We start from the raw sequence: 14,449 nt of genomic DNA, 5'->3' as shown, positions 1-14,449 counted from the left end.
CGGCGATCGCGTAGGGCACCGCCGCGCCCATCGACGCAAGGCCCCCCGACAGCGAGCCGCGCTGGCCGCGCTTCACCTGCCAGTCGCGCGCGTACCAGTTGGCGCACGAGCCCGAATCCGACGTGACGATCGCGTCCGCGGGCAGGCGGGGCGACATTTCGTAGACCACGCGCTGCGGATTGACCGGCGAGGCGGATGCGAGCGCGCGCCCCTTCAGCGTCGCGCGCCAGCTGTCCATGCCGGCTTCGATATCGGTCTGCCATCCGCGGTCCTCCTGGCGACGCAGCAGGGGCAGCAGCGCCCGGAGCGTCTCGCCGGCATCGCCGTGAAGATTGACCTCCACCGGGTAGCGCAGCCCCAGCATCTCGGGCGCGATGTCGATCTGGACGGCGCGCGCCTGGCCGTCGGCGGGGAGGAACTCGGCCCAGGGGAAGCCGGTGCCGATCATCAGCAGGGTGTCGCACCCTTCCATCATGTCCGACGATGGCTTGGTGCCGAGCAGCCCGATCGCGCCGGTCACGAAGGGAAGGTCGTCGGGGAGCACGTCCTTGCCGAGCAGCGCCTTCGCCACCCCGGCGCCGAGGCGGTCCGCGACCGCGACCACTTCGTCCGCCGCGTCGCGGGCGCCGGCCCCGATCACGATCGCGACCTTGCGGCCAGCATTGAGCACCTCGGCCGCCCGGGCGAGATCGGCGTCGTGCGGAACGATGCGCGGTCTGGTATAGCCCGGGCCCGAACGGGTGAAGCCGTGCGCGCGCTTCGGCTCCTCCCAGGCCATGTCCTGGACGTCCTTGGGCAGGACGAGGACGGTGACGCCGTTCTGCGCCTTGGCGACGCGCAGCCCCCGATCGACGAGATGGCGCAGCTGGGCGGGGGTGACCGCCTCCTGCACGAAATCGGCCACGTCCGCGAACATCCGGTCGAGGTTCAGCTCCTGCTGATAGGTGGCGCCGCGGACCGTCGTCTCGGCCTGTCCCGCGATCGCGAGCACCGGCACATGGTCGCTCTTGGCATCGTAGAGCCCGGTCAGGAGATGGGTGGCGCCCGGGCCGCCGGTCGAGAGGCAGACGCCGAGCTCGCCGGTGAACTTCGCATGGGCGGTGGCCATGAAGGCGGCCATTTCCTCGTTACGAACCTGGATGAATTCGATGCCCGCCTCCGTGCCTTCGACGCGCTGGAGCGCGCCGAGCACGCCGTTGATGCCGTCACCGGGATAACCATAGATGCGCGTGACGCCCCAGGCTTTCAGCCGTTCGACGAAGAAGTCGCTGGTGAGCTGCGCCATGGAGAATTCCTGCCGTCCGGGGTGAGAGGCGGAGGAAACGCGCGGACCGGCGATGGGGTCGCGCCGATGCCCGAATAAAGCCCGGGCTGCTGCCGCCCGGTGGCGCATGCGTCCCGCGAGCGAAAGCCGGAAGAAATTGATTCTGCTTGAGAAATTAGCAGCGCAACCAAGACCATCGGAGGCGTTGACAGCGGCCGGGTGCCCCCACCTATGGCACGTGCGCCTGTCGCCGTTCGACAGCGGGCCGTCGCCGTATTTCGGCGCGACCGGCCCGCCCTTGACGGCCAGCAAAGGAGAGTGATGTGGGTAAGTCGAGGCTGCTCGTCCTGGCGGGGATGCCGCTGCTGGTCGCGGCGGGGCCGGACGACCCCGAGTTGACGCTGTCGCCCGGCGGCTATCTGGCGCGTCCCGGTCTCGACGTGATCGTCTTTGACGACATCTACCCGGATGGTCACCAGACCGGCGTGACGGTCATCCAGCAGGGAACGCGGGTCGCCGCCAATGGTGACCTGCGGCTCGAGCCGGAGCCCGGACAATGGTCGCCGATGCCGGCCGCGGTCGGCAAGCACGTGGTCGACCCCGGCACGGCCACGATCACACAGGCGCTCTCCTATCCCGATCCGGGCAAGAACGGGCACGGGTTCAATCCGATCTTCTATCCGAAGCTCGACCTCGGCTATAAGGTGAACGTGTCGCCCGCACCGGGCGGTGCGTTCCGCATCCGCGTCGATCTGGACAAGCCGCTGCCGCCGGAATGGGTCGGGAAGGTCGGCTTCAATCTCGAACTCTTCCCCGCGCTGCTGTTCGGCAAGTCCTGGGGCCTTGACGGTCGGACCGGCATCTTCCCGATGCAGCCCGTGGGCCCGATGCGGCGGCTGGGGGGCGGGAAGGTGCCCGTGCCGCGCAACGTCCAGGCCAATGGACCGGTGCAGGACCTGAATGGACAGGCGCTGACCGCGCCGCTGGCAACGGGGCGCGTGCTGACGGTCGCGCCCGAGGCCGACGCCCAGCGGATGCAGATCGAGAGCCACGGCGGCACGCTCGAGCTGATCGACGGTCGTTCGGCGCACAACAACGGCTGGTTCATCGTGCGCCAGGCGGTCGCGGCGGGCGCGACGACGGGCGCGATCCGGTGGACGGTGACTCCCAATACGGTGAGCGGATGGCGCTACAAGCCCGTGATCCAGCTGAGCCAGATCGGCTATGCGCCCGCCCAGCCCAAGCGCGCGGTGATCGAGCTCGATGCGGCGAGCAGCGGGGCGGAGGCGGTGCACCTCTACAAGCTGGGTGCGAACGGACGGCAGGAGATCGCGTCGGGTCAGCCGGAGGACTGGGGCAAGTTCCTGCGGTATCGCTACGTCACCTGGGATTTCAGCTGCGTGCGCGACCCCGGCATGTATCAGATCGGCTATGGGGCAGAACTGTCGCAGCCCTTCCGTATCGATGCCGACGTCTATGCGCGCGGCGCGTGGCAGCCGACGCTCGAATATTTCCTGCCGGTCCAGATGAGCCACATGCTGGTGCGCGAGAAATATCGCGTGTGGCACGGGCTCGACCACATGGACGATGCGCTGATGGCGCCCGCACCGATCAATCATATCGACGGCTATGAGCAGGGCCCGTCGACGCTGACCCGGTACAAGGCGGGCGACCATGTGCCGGGGCTCGACGCCGGCGGCTGGCACGATGCCGGCGATTACGACCTGCGGATCGAATCGCAGATCGGAGAGGTATGGATCCTGTCCAAGATGATCGAGGAATTCGGCCTCGATTACGACGCGACGCGGATCGATCAGGCCAACCATCTGGTCGAGATCCACGATCCCGACGGGATCAACGATGCGGTCCAGCAGATCGAGCATGGTCTGTTGACGGTGCTGGGCGGCTATCGCGCGCTCGGGCGGACCTATCGCGGGATCCAGGTGCCGACGCTCAAGCAATATGCGCTGCTGGGCGAGGCGGCGAACGAGACCGACAATGTCGTCGGCAGGCCCGTAGCGGGGCTGGGCGTCGACAATAACGGCAAACCGGTCGTCGCCGACGATCGCTGGGTGTTCACCGAAGACAATCCCGACCGCGAGCTCAACACCGCGGGCGGGCTGGCGGCGGCGTCGCGCGTTCTCCGCAAGTCCAATCCCGCGCTCGCGGCCGAGTCACTCGCGGCGGCGCGCGACATCGCCGGCAAGGCGTTCGGACGCGCCAGGGACAAGTCGAACGAGGTGTTCGCGCTGGCGGAGCTGATCCAGGCCACCGGCGACCAGGCCTATCGCGCGCGGCTGGTCGCGCTTGAACCGGAGATCGTCGCGCATGTCGACAAGAGCGGGTGGCCATTGGCCTTGATCCTGCCGCAGATGCCGGCCGGTTTCCGCGCGCGCGTGACGGCGGCCGTCGCCTCCTATCAGAAGACGGTGGCGGCGGACGCCAAGACCGACTCACCCTACGGCGTGCCCTACAAGCCCGAGATCTGGGGCGCGGGCTGGACCATCCAGGAACGCGGCGTGCACCAGTATTTCTTCCACAAGGGCTGGCCGCAGCTGACGAGCACCGACAGTTTCATCAACGCGCTCAACTTCGTGCTCGGCGCGCATCCGGGTGCGAATACGGCGAGCTTCGTTTCGGGCGTGGGCTCGCACTCGGACACGATGGCCTATGGCTTCAACCGTGCCGACCGCAGCTACGTGCCCGGCGGCGTCGTGTCAGGCACCAACCTCGTACGACCCGATCTGCCGGAGCTGAAGGAATGGCCCTATTTCTGGCAGCAGGGCGAGTATGTGCTCGGTGGCGGCGCGACCAACTACATGTTCCTGGCCCTGGCAGCGGACAGACTCTATCGGGCCAAGTAACCGGCTGGCCTGCTGCCGTCCGGCCCGCGCCGCCGTGACCCGGCCGCAGGTTCGGGGCCGTGCGGCGGCGCGTCCTGTGGATCAGGCCGGATGCGCCTCTCCTTGGCGTCGTCAGGTCGTGACGCCGCTTCGCGATGTCTCGGCGTTGCGGCAGGCGTTTCAAGAAGTGCGTCGGACGCGGCCTGCGCGCCGAACCCAGTCCGCAGCGGCCTCCATCGCCGGGTCGGTACCGGCTGCGATGGCGGCGGCGTCGCGGGTGATCGGCACGTCGGGAGCGACGCCAGCATCGGGCTGGGGCCGGTCGGGGAAATAGCCGATCAGGGGCAGGTCGAACTCGATGCCGCTGCCGGGCAAGGTCGTGAAGAAGAACCCGCCGCCATTGATGCCCCGGCGATTACCGCCGGTCGGCTCGCCGAACAGCCGCACCCGGCCGCTCAGCCGGGCCGCGCTGACGAAGCCGAAGGTCGCCGAGCTGTTGGCCGGGCCGATCAGCGCGGCGACCGGCACCGGCAGGCGCTTCGGGTCCGGTCGGATCGGACGCAGCGCCTCGCGCTCGGGCAGGGCGATCCAGCCATCGCCCAGGTCCGCGCCGCCGACCCCCAGCTGGCGGAAACGGTCGTCCCAGGTGGTGACGTGCGGGGCCAGCAGCGGCGGTATCGCGCGGAAGCGCACCCGAGGCGTGAACGGCCAGCCGGCGAGATCGCGATCGATCAGGCGCGCGAGGATCGGGTCTCCGCAGTCGTCGCCCCCCTCGTTTCGGCGCAGGTCCACCACCAGGCCGCGGGTAGAGGCGGCATCGTCCAGCCGGTCGGAAAGCCAGCTGCGCCAATCCCATTTGCTGTTCCACATGGCCCAGCCCGGCATGTCGAGCACGGCTACCCCGTCGGGGCGGACCGCATAGGTCCAGCGCGGCTGGTCGCTGGACTCGCGGACCCGGCTCATATTCGCCTGACGCCCGGCCAGGCCGATCGCCGGCACCTCCATGGTCCCGGCGCGGCCGTCCGGGCGCACGAATGCAAGGCGATGGACGCCGTCCGCGGGCGGCAGCAGCAGGCCCTGGAACACGTCGAAATACTCGATATCCTCCGCCCCGCGAACGCCGAGCAGCGAGCGTCGCTTGGCGTCGTTATGCCCGTCGGCGCGGGTAAAGGGCATGAGCCGGTCGACTATGGTACCGCTCGGCAGGCCATTGGCTGCGGTCACACGGGTTCCGGGTGGCAGCCGACCCGTGCCGCTATGATCGGCGGTGACCACCATCTCGCGGCCGATCCATTCGAAGTCGAACGGCAGGCGGGTCGGGCGGTCGAACAATGCCGTGACCGCGGCTTCGGTCTGGTTGAAGAAATTGGGATAGCTGTGGCCGCAGCGCAGCGTGGTGAGGAACCGCGACAGCGCCAGGAAGCACGTCTCGTGCGATCCCGCCTCCATTCCGGCGCGATAGGCGCGCTCGAACCGGGCGAGGTTCCGGTCGACGTCTCTGGGCGAGAGGTAGCGATGCAGGCCCGGGTGAATCGCCATCGCGGCGCGCAACACGGCCATGTCATCGCTCGCCGACGCGCCAGGGCGCGGGCGGTCGCGGAACCGGTATGGGGCAGCAGTGGCAGCGCGGCCATGGCGATCAGGAGGGTGCGTCGATCCATGGCGCCTCCCGTGTCGAAGTAAGAGCCCACCGTCGCCTCATTGCCGCCCATGCCGCACCTATTTCGCCTTTTGAGCCCTTCGCGCTGCGGGCCGCGGTCGCGATCAGGCGCTTGGCACGGCGCAAGGCCTATGCGCGCGCTGAGCATCCGCTGCCGGGCGCGCACGTCACGATCGGCGGCACCGGCCCGGGTCGACCACAACTCCTTTTGGCCGCATTAACCATTTATTCCAACCATGATGCGTCCGCCGGTCAATTCTAACGTTTCTGTCATGTTGGCATCCGCCAACCGACAGGGAGATTTCGGATGAAGCGAGGAGCGATTGCGATCGCCACGGCCAGCCTGGCTTTGGCCAGCGGTGCGCAGGCGGCGACGATCTATGGCGTCGACGAGACCAACAACCTGGTTACGTTCGATTCGGGAAATCCGACGACCTTCACGTCGTCGATCCGGATCACCGGCTTGACCAACAGCATACAGGCGATCGACTTCCGTCCGTTGAACGGCGCGCTGTACGGTCTCGGCGCGGACAAGACGATCTACACGATCGACACCGCGACGGGCGTCGCTTCGGCCGTCGGCGCGGCGTTGAACATCATGGGGACGGAGTTCGCCTTCGACTTCAACCCGACCATCGATCGACTGCGTATCGTCAGCAATACCAACGAGAACTACGTGTTCGATCCGAATAGCGGCTCGCTCACCGTCGCGACGCCGGTCTTCTACGCCGATGGCGACGTCAATGCCGGTCGCAACGCCGATGTCACCGGAGGAGCCTATACGAGCTCGACCTTCGGCGCTGCCGCCGGCACGACGCAGCTCTATGGCATCGACACGGCGCAGGATGTGCTGGTCCGACAGGCCAATAGCGCCGGCACCTTGAACACCGTCGGGGCGATCGGTTTCGATCTCGGCTCCCGTACCAGCTTCGACATATCCGGGTCCGACGCCTTCGCCTTCAACGGCTCGACCCTGTATCGCGTCGATCTCGCGACCGGCGCCTTCACCCAGGCCGGAACGACCGGCCGGGCGCTCTTCGGGATCGCGATCAGCCCGGTACCCGAGCCGGCGACATGGGCGATGATGCTGCTGGGCTTCGGCCTCGTCGCCGGCGCGACGCGCTATCGCCGCAGGTCGGTTACGGCGCGGATCGCCTGACCGCCATGATGACGCGGAAGACGCCGCCGGCCCCGTTGCCGGCGGCTCTTTCGCGACCGATGCGCCGTCGCGAGCGCCTATCGGGCTGGAGGACGAAGCACCGCATCGTCGGACGCTTCGGCGAGCCAGCCTGCGGCCTTGAGGTGGATCACCGCGGAGCGGGCGACGGGGGCGATCACCCCGTTGGACAGGCGGACCCGCATCGCCCGGGCGTTGCCGTCGACCGCTTCCACCGCGTGGCTCGCAACCCACCAGGATCGATGGGTTCGCAGCCCGGCCACCGGCATGGCGGCGATCGCCCGTCCCAATGGCATCAGCAGGAGTTCGGAGCCCGCGGGGCGATGAACCCGGACGTAATGGTCCTCCATCTGCAAGGCCAGCACGTCGCCACCGAGCGGCGCGACGCCCGGGGCGACGGGGAAGGTCGCGGCTCTATCCTGCGGCGCGGGAGCCGGAGGGAGGCGGCTCAGGCCCACTGCGAGCATCGCGATCAGCCCGATCGTCGCCGTCTGCGCGAACCAGAGCGGCAGCGAAATGTCGGCCCCGACCAGTTCGGGCCATAGCGCGAAGGCTGCCGCCCGCGTCGCTGCGGCCTCGGGGATGCTGGCGACCAGCGTCGCTCCGATCAGGGCGAACCACCATGTCCGCGAGCGCGGGAGGGTCCATTTGCTCACCAGCCGGTATATCGGACCGTAGAGCAACAGGCCGAGCAGCATGGCGCTGGTCCAATATCCGACCAGCCTCGCGACGCCGCCGTTCCGGTAGCTGCCGAACGGGCCCAGTACCGCGAGCATCGTGCCGGCAGCGATGGTGAGCAGGATCCAGCGTGCCAGAGGCGGCATCGCACGATCGCCGGGCCGGTGGAGGGAGATGGGACGGATCACGTCCTCTTCATAGCGCCGCCGGGAGATCCCGCGAAGCCCGTTCGCCGACCGGCGAACCCATTCGCCCGTTCGCGAATAGCCGGCTTTTCCGATGGTCTCCGGGTGGATGATGCCGCCGCGCATCATCACCATGGAGCCCGTCATGTCCTTCCGACTTGCCCTTGCCAGCCTCTTGCTCACGTTCCTCGCGCCGACGACGGACGCTCAAGCCCGGGAGGCGGGCTTCCAGCGCCGTGTGACGGCGGACGGGATCGAGGTGGGCGTCTGGTACCCTGCTTCGGGCACGCCCGTCCGCCAGCGGCTCGGCCTCTACGCACAAGACGTCGTGCCCGACGCGCCCCTGCCGACGGGGCGGCATCCGCTGATCGTCATCTCGCACGGAACGGGCGGCGACTTCGCCGGTCATGTCGATACGGCGATCGCCCTGGCACGCGCGGGCTTCATCGTCGCCGCGCTGACCCATCCCGGCGACAATTGGCGTGACAATGCGCGCGCGACTCGCATCGAGGAGCGGCCTGCCGCGTTCAGCTCCACCATCTCGTACATGCTCCAGGGCTGGCCGGGTCGGGCCGCCATAGACCCTGCGCGGATCGGTGCATTCGGCTTCTCGGCAGGAGGCTTCACGGTTCTTGCCGCGGCGGGAGGCAGGCCGGACATGTCGCGCCTGACCGGTCACTGCGCCCGCTATCCGGCGACCTTCGTCTGCACGCTGCTGCGCTCGCAGCCGCGAACGCAGTCGAATGCCTTGCCGGTGCTCGCTGACAATCGCATCAAGGCCATCGTGGTGGCGGCGCCGGCGATCGGCTTTACCTTCGATCGTGCGGGACTGGCAGGGGTCCGCATACCCGTGCAACTCTGGCGCGCCGACAAGGACGCGATCCTGCCTGCGCCCTTCTATGCCGATGCTGTTCGCGCGGCACTGCCGGAAGCGCCGGAGTTCCATACGGTACCCGGCGCCGGCCACTTCGACTTCCTGGCCGCGTGCGTCGATCCCGCGTCTATGCCGATGCTGTGTCAAAGCGCACCGGGTTTCAGCCGGGCGGCGTTCCACGAGCGCTTCAATCGGGAGGTGGTGCGCTTCTTCTCGGGCAAGCTCGCCGGCTAGTCGCAGGAGAGCAGCTTGACGGGGGACGTCCATCGAATGGTCGCCCTCACAGCGCCATGCCCGAGGCGGGTGCGGCCTGAAGCCGCTCGATGTCGGATCGGGGCGGGGCGCCGAACAGCCGCCGGTATTCGCGGCTGAATTGCGAGGGGCTTTCGTAGCCGACCGCGAAGCCGGCCGTACTGGCCGTGGCCCCTCCTACCAGCATCAGGCGCCTCGCTTCCTGCAGGCGCAACTGCTTCTGATATTCCAGCGGCGTCATGCGGGTGATCGCCTTGAAGTGCGCGTGGAGCGAGGAGGGGCTCATCCCGGCTTCCGCGGCGACATCGTCGATGCGGATCGGCGCATCGAAGCGCCGGCGGATCGCGGCGATCGCCCGGCTGACCTGGTTGAGGTGGCTGCCGGCGGTCGCGACGTGGCGCAGCATCGGCCCGTGCGGGCCGGTGAGCAGCCGGTACAGGATCTCGCGCTCGATCAGCGGGGCCAGCGCCCGGATCGCTTCTGGCCGGTCGAGCAGACCGACCAGCCGGCAGGCCGCGTCGATCAGGTCGGGATCGCTGGGGTAGACGCCGAGCACCGGCAGGTCGGTGCGGGGCACGGCGCCGCCCTCGCTCACCATGAGGTCGGCCAGCATCGCGGGATCGAGATCGATCTTGCAGCAGAGATAAGGCCGCTCCGGGCTTGCATCGAGGACGTGGCCGACGAGCGGCAGGTCGACCGAGACGAGAAGATAGTGGGCGGCATCGTAGACGACGCTGTGCTCGCCGATCGACACGCGCTTCGATCCCTGGGCGATCAGGCAAAGCGATGCCTCGTAGACGGCGGGCGTAGGGGTGCTCGGCGCGTCGGCGCGGATCAGCGACAGGTGCGGCATCGCTGTCGCGCAGACGCCTTCAGCCACGATGTGCCGATCGATGACAGCGGCGAGTTCGGCGATCCGGTCCATGCCGATCACTCTTCCCCAGCCGAGGGATGCGGGCAAGTGTGCGGCGCCAGTTCCGGAGGATCGTGCAAGGCGTTCGGACGATCGCTCTACCGCCCATCAGGGCTGCGGGGCCATCTGTCCCCGGTCACTGCAACGAAGGGACTTCATCATGGCAGCAAGCATCGACAAGGTCGTCCTCATCACGGGTGCCTCGAGCGGGATCGGCGAGGCGACCGCACGCGAACTGGCGAGCGCCGGGGCCCGGCTCTTTATCGGTGCGCGGCGCGGGGAGCGTCTGAAGGCGCTCGCCGAGGAACTGGGCGAAACCGTCGCGTGGCGCGAAATGGACGTCACCGACGGCGCTGATTTCGACGCGTTCGTCGAGGCCGCGGAAGCGCGGTTCGGGCAGGTCGACGTGCTGGTCAACAATGCGGGCGTGATGCCGCTGTCGCCGCTCGCCGCGCTCAAGCGCGACGACTGGAAGCGCATGGTCGACGTGAACATCCACGGCGTCCTCAACGGCATCGCGGCGGTGCTGCCGCGGTTCGTGGCGCAGGGTAGGGGCCATGTCGTCAATGTCGCCTCGGTCGCCGCGCACATGGTGCTGCCCACCGCCGCCGTCTATTGCGGCACCAAGCATGCGGTTCGCGCCATCACCGAGGGGCTGCGGCAGGAGCATGACGAGATCCGCTCGACGCTGATCTCGCCGGGCGTTGTCGCCACGGAACTGGGGCACGACATCACCGATCCAAACGTCGCGGCGGCGCTGACGGGATGGCGGAAGAAGGCGCTGACGCCGGACGCGATCGCACGGGCCGTCCGCTATGCGCTGGAGCAGCCCGAGGGCGTCGACATCAACGAGGTGATCGTCCGCCCGACCGCGGCGGACATGTGAGGGCAGGGGCGTGCCGGCCGTCGCGCCCGGCACGCCCGCACGCGCGGCCCCCGTCAGCCGGTGGCATATTCCATCTGCGGCTCCAGCACCGCGTCGCCATCGCTGTGGATCGTCACCGGGATCGACTTGGCCGCCGGCGTCTTGCTGCCGACGGCGTAATGCCACACCGGCATCAGCACGTTGCATTCCGGATAATAGCCGCCGATGCAGCCACCCGGTATGTCGTAGGCGACGACGATCAGGCCGGAAAGGTGGCGATCCACGCCATCGTCGGCGACCGTCCGCAGCGTCACCGCCTGTCCGACCTTGAGCCCGAGCCGGTCGATGTCGGAGCGGTTCATCAGCACGACGGTGCGGATGCCGTTGATCCCACGGAAGCGGTCGTCATAGCCGTAGACCGTGGTGTTGAACTGGTCGTTCGAGCGCAGCGTCATCAGCCGCAGCACGTCATGGCCCACTGCGGGCATGTCGAGGTCCTCGTCGAGCGCCTCGGGCGTGACGAACTGGGCACGGCCGCTCTCCGTTCGCCACTCCCGGCGCTTGGCCGGGAGGTCGCGCTGGAACCCGCCCGGCTCCCACATCCGGGTCTCATAGTCGTGGAAGCCCTCGGGCAGGGTCGCCGCGATCTCTTTCCGGATCTCGGCATAGTCGGTCATGTACGCGTCCCAGCGCACCTTCTCGTTGGCCGGCAGCACCTGCTTGGCAAGTTCGCACAGAAGACGGATCTCGCTGATCAGGTGCGTCGAGGCGGGCGCGCGCAGGCCGCGATTGCCATGGACGCAGCCCGACGTGTCCTCCATTGAGAGAACCTGCTGCCCCGCGGCGGTCTCGTCCTTCTCGAGCCGGCCGATGACGGGGAGGATATAGCTCACTTCCCCCGGCAGAAGCGCGCTGCGGTTGAGCTTGGTCAGCACGTTGACGGTGAGGCGCAGCCTGCGCCATGCCGGCTCCATCTGGCCGTGATCGGGGATGGCGCGAACGAAATTGCCGCCGAGCATGACGAAGGCCTTCACCTCGCCCTTCAGGATGGCCTCGCAGGCCTCGACCGTATTGAAGCCCGGCTCCCTGGGCGCGACGAAGCCGAACTGCTCGCCCAATCTGTCGAGCGGAAACAGCTCCGGCTTCTCGGTCACGCCCATGGTGCGCTGGCCCTGGACGTTGGAATGGCCGCGCACCGGGCAGATGCCGGCCCCGCGCCGGCCGATATTGCCGCGCATCAGCAGCAGGTTGACCAGCATCTGCACGGTCTCGACCCCGGCGCGATGCTGGGTCAGCCCCATGCCGTAGATGCCGATCGTCGGCCCCGCCGCGGCATAGACGCGGGCGGTCGCCTCCATGTCCGCCCGATGCAGCCCGGAGCGGCGCTCGAGCTCGTCCCAATCCTGCGCGCGCAGCCAGTCGGCATAGCGGTCGAAGCCTTGCGTGTGCTCGGCGATGAATGCGAGATCGAGCACCGCCGGACCGCCCTTAGCCAGCGACTCGTCATGGGCGCTCAGCACCGCCTTGCCGATGCCGGCCAGGGCGGCGAGGTCGCCGCCGTTCTCCACCTGATGATATTGCGAGCTGATCCGCGTCTCCTTGCCGGTCAGCATCTCGGTCGGCGACTGCGGGTTGAGGAAGCGCTCGAGCCCGCGCTCGCGCAGCGGGTTGTAGGTGATGATCGGCACGCCGCGCTGGCTCGCCTCCTGGAGCGGATGGAGCATGCGCGGCGAATTGCTGCCGGGGTTCTGGCCGAAGAACAGGAGGCACTCGGTCTGGCCGAAATCGCCGAGATCGACCGTGCCGACGCCCTGGCCGATGCTGACCGGCTGCGCGACCGAGGTGGTTTCATGGCACATGTTCGAACTGTCGGGCAGGTTGTTGTTGCCGTAGAGCCGCGCGAACAGCTGGTAGAGATAGCTCGCCTCGTTCGAGAGCCGTCCCGAGCTGTAGAAGACGGTGCCCTTCAGCTTGTCCTCGACGGCGTGCAATTCGCGCGCGATCTCCTCGATCGCATGGCCCCAGGAGACGGGGACATATTTATCGGTGGCGGCGTCGTAGCGCAGCGGATGGGTCAGGCGGCCGGGCTGTTCGAGATGGTAATCGTCCCAGCCGCGCAGCTCGGTGACCGTATGCTCGGCGAAGAAGGCCGGGGTGCAGCGATGCGCGGTCAGCTCCCAGGCGACGGCCTTGACGCCGTTCTCGCAGAATTCGAACGGCAGCGGGGAGGCCGGCTTCACCCAGGCGCAGCTGTTGCACTGATAGCCGTCGACCTTGTTGTGCCGCGACAGTGCGATCCCGGCGCTGCCGATGACCCCTTCGCGGCGCACGATGTTGCCGACCGACCGCGCCGATCCCCAGCCGCCGGAGGGAAGGCGATAGGGTTTGTACGTCGGCTTCATCGGGCACCTCCGGTGGCGGCGCGCGGGCTGCACGGGCGCAACATTCGCCGCTGCGCCACGTTGGAACCCTTTCCGCGCAACACGTCGATCACCTCGATTAAAACACGAAGAAGAAAGGAAAATCAGGATGACGGTCGGTCGCGACTACATGCTCCGCAAGGGCGGCGGCCCGTCGGCGCCGAAGCTGTTCCTGGACACGAAGGTGGTGCCGCGCCTGGTGGACGTCGCCGGTGGCGCGGAGGTGGCGCTCGATCGCGCCGCGCGTGCCACGGGTGTGCGTCCGAGCCTGCTGCTCGCCGGTACCATGAGCGGACTTGCGGTCGCCGTGGTCGGGATATGGCGCTCGTTCGGGGCGAAACGCCGCGCGTCGGGCGAGCGCGCCGTCGGCGCTGGGGCGCCGGGTGAACCCACATGATGATCACCGTGGTCGGCAGCTCGCGGCGCCTTGACCCGGATGGGCGCCGGCTGCTCCCCCGCAGCGGCCGTCAAATCTGCGAGTAGCGCGTCGGACTGAGGATCCGATTGTCGATATCTGTCACCGTTTCCGCGAGGCCCGGCATGGCGATCAGCCGGCGCCAGTCCGGGTCCGCGCCAAAGGCCTTCCAGCTTCGCTCGCGTGCCGCAAGATCGGGAAAGGTCAGCATATAGGTAAGGCTGGGCAGGTGCGTGCCGGTCAGGTCCTGCGCGAAGAAGACCGGGGTCAGGCCGGTGCGACGGAATATGTCGATCTCGCCGCCGGTCTCGAACATGCCGATCTTCGTCGTTCCGGCCTTCTCACTATGGCTGTGATAGGTCCGCAACTCGAAGATGCGCCCAGTCTCGGCAGCGGGGCCGGGCGGTGCGACGCGGGGAAAGGCGGCGAACGCCCGCATCAATTTCACCTCCAGCGAGACATAGGGCGGACTGGTTAGCGGAGCGTCGGAATATATCGCCGCAGCCCGTGCATATCCGGCATCCGCCGCCAGCTTGCCGGGCAGTTCGAGAAAGGCGGCCGGGGAAGCATGGGGAATCAGAACCAGGACGTCTGCGCTTCCCGGGCCGATGGCGACGCCGAATACGCCCACCGGCCCACAGCCCGCGCGACGGGCGGCGGGTATGAAGGCGTCTTTCAGATAGGCATCCAGCCTGTCCCTCATCGCACCGATCAGCCGATAGGTCCGCAGTTCAAAAATCTCGGCCGCATCCTCGTTCGATCGCGACTTCGCGCCGGCGGGGGACGTCGCCAGCGCTACGCCACCCGCGGCAGCCGCGGCGAGCATGGAACGGCGACCAATCGGATGCGGCATCGCGACCTCTTCGAAGGGGAAGGTCGCTCTAGGAAGCGCAACGGGCATCC

Annotated in this window: 12 protein-coding genes (1 of these 12 only partly in view); 6 read left to right on the top strand and 6 right to left on the bottom strand. The window is 68.2% G+C overall.

The features are described 5' to 3' along the window. Positions 1 to 1,285, bottom strand: the 5' portion of a protein-coding gene (locus IEX18_RS03265; RefSeq protein WP_188657200.1) for a thiamine pyrophosphate-requiring protein. The gene continues 506 nt to the left of window position 1, outside the view; 1,285 of the gene's 1,791 nt are visible here — the first part of the coding sequence; the start codon lies at positions 1,283 to 1,285; the stop codon falls past the left edge of the window. A gap of 302 nt (positions 1,286 to 1,587) precedes the next feature. Between IEX18_RS03265 and IEX18_RS03260 the strand changes: the two genes are divergently transcribed. Beyond that, positions 1,588 to 4,128: a cellulase N-terminal Ig-like domain-containing protein gene (locus IEX18_RS03260; protein ID WP_229664337.1), complete on the top strand. Its 2,541-nt coding sequence runs from the start codon at positions 1,588 to 1,590 to the stop codon at positions 4,126 to 4,128. A gap of 159 nt (positions 4,129 to 4,287) precedes the next feature. Here the strand turns inward: IEX18_RS03260 and IEX18_RS03255 are convergent, their stop codons facing one another. Beyond that, complete coding sequence (locus IEX18_RS03255) at positions 4,288 to 5,667, bottom strand: S41 family peptidase (RefSeq protein ID WP_188657199.1); 1,380 nt, start codon at positions 5,665 to 5,667, stop codon at positions 4,288 to 4,290. A gap of 47 nt (positions 5,668 to 5,714) precedes the next feature. On the opposite strand from IEX18_RS03255, the gene IEX18_RS03250 reads away from it, so the two are divergent. Together IEX18_RS03250 and IEX18_RS03245 are read left to right on the top strand one after the other, a co-directional pair. Then, a complete protein-coding gene (locus IEX18_RS03250; RefSeq protein WP_188657198.1) occupies positions 5,715 to 6,029 on the top strand; it encodes a hypothetical protein in 315 nt (104 codons plus the stop codon). A gap of 45 nt (positions 6,030 to 6,074) precedes the next feature. Continuing rightward, on the top strand, positions 6,075 to 6,926 hold the full coding sequence (locus IEX18_RS03245; protein WP_188657197.1) for a DUF4394 domain-containing protein: 852 nt from the start codon (positions 6,075 to 6,077) through the stop codon (positions 6,924 to 6,926). A gap of 77 nt (positions 6,927 to 7,003) precedes the next feature. Here the strand turns inward: IEX18_RS03245 and IEX18_RS03240 are convergent, their stop codons facing one another. After that, positions 7,004 to 7,954: a LytTR family DNA-binding domain-containing protein gene (locus IEX18_RS03240; protein WP_229664336.1), complete on the bottom strand. Its 951-nt coding sequence runs from the start codon at positions 7,952 to 7,954 to the stop codon at positions 7,004 to 7,006. Here IEX18_RS03240 and IEX18_RS03235 point away from each other — a divergent pair. After that, entirely contained in the window at positions 7,953 to 8,915 is a 963-nt protein-coding gene (locus tag IEX18_RS03235) for an alpha/beta hydrolase family protein (RefSeq protein ID WP_188657196.1), read from the top strand. The two genes, IEX18_RS03240 and IEX18_RS03235, sit on opposite strands and share 2 nt — an antisense overlap. 46 nt (positions 8,916 to 8,961) lie before the next feature. Here IEX18_RS03235 and IEX18_RS03230 read toward each other — a convergent pair whose 3' ends face one another. After that, positions 8,962 to 9,858, bottom strand: coding sequence for an AraC family transcriptional regulator (locus IEX18_RS03230; protein ID WP_188657195.1), 897 nt, complete (start codon positions 9,856 to 9,858; stop codon positions 8,962 to 8,964). A gap of 148 nt (positions 9,859 to 10,006) precedes the next feature. Between IEX18_RS03230 and IEX18_RS03225 the strand changes: the two genes are divergently transcribed. After that, positions 10,007 to 10,732 carry an SDR family oxidoreductase gene (locus tag IEX18_RS03225; RefSeq protein ID WP_188657194.1) on the top strand — a complete coding sequence of 242 codons (726 nt, stop codon included), beginning with the start codon at positions 10,007 to 10,009 and terminating at the stop codon, positions 10,730 to 10,732. Between the two features lie 53 nt (positions 10,733 to 10,785). On the opposite strand, the gene IEX18_RS03220 is transcribed toward IEX18_RS03225, so the two are convergent. Next, positions 10,786 to 13,113 carry an FdhF/YdeP family oxidoreductase gene (locus tag IEX18_RS03220; RefSeq protein ID WP_188657193.1) on the bottom strand — a complete coding sequence of 776 codons (2,328 nt, stop codon included), beginning with the start codon at positions 13,111 to 13,113 and terminating at the stop codon, positions 10,786 to 10,788. A gap of 127 nt (positions 13,114 to 13,240) precedes the next feature. On the opposite strand from IEX18_RS03220, the gene IEX18_RS03215 reads away from it, so the two are divergent. Then, on the top strand, positions 13,241 to 13,528 hold the full coding sequence (locus IEX18_RS03215) for a hypothetical protein (RefSeq protein WP_188657192.1): 288 nt from the start codon (positions 13,241 to 13,243) through the stop codon (positions 13,526 to 13,528). A 70-nt stretch (positions 13,529 to 13,598) separates the two neighbouring features. Here IEX18_RS03215 and IEX18_RS03210 read toward each other — a convergent pair whose 3' ends face one another. Beyond that, the gene (locus IEX18_RS03210; protein ID WP_188657191.1) at positions 13,599 to 14,399 is read right to left on the bottom strand and encodes an NIPSNAP family protein; all 801 of its coding nucleotides are present in this window, start codon (positions 14,397 to 14,399) and stop codon (positions 13,599 to 13,601) included. Positions 14,400 to 14,449: the final 50 nt, after the last annotated feature.

Origin of the sequence: Sphingomonas metalli (assembly GCF_014641735.1) — a bacterium.
In the GTDB taxonomy this organism is placed as follows: Bacteria; Pseudomonadota; Alphaproteobacteria; order Sphingomonadales; family Sphingomonadaceae; genus Sphingomonas; species Sphingomonas metalli.
The sequence above is the reverse complement of the archived record's forward strand: the minus strand, read 5'-3'. Positions and strand labels throughout refer to the sequence as shown.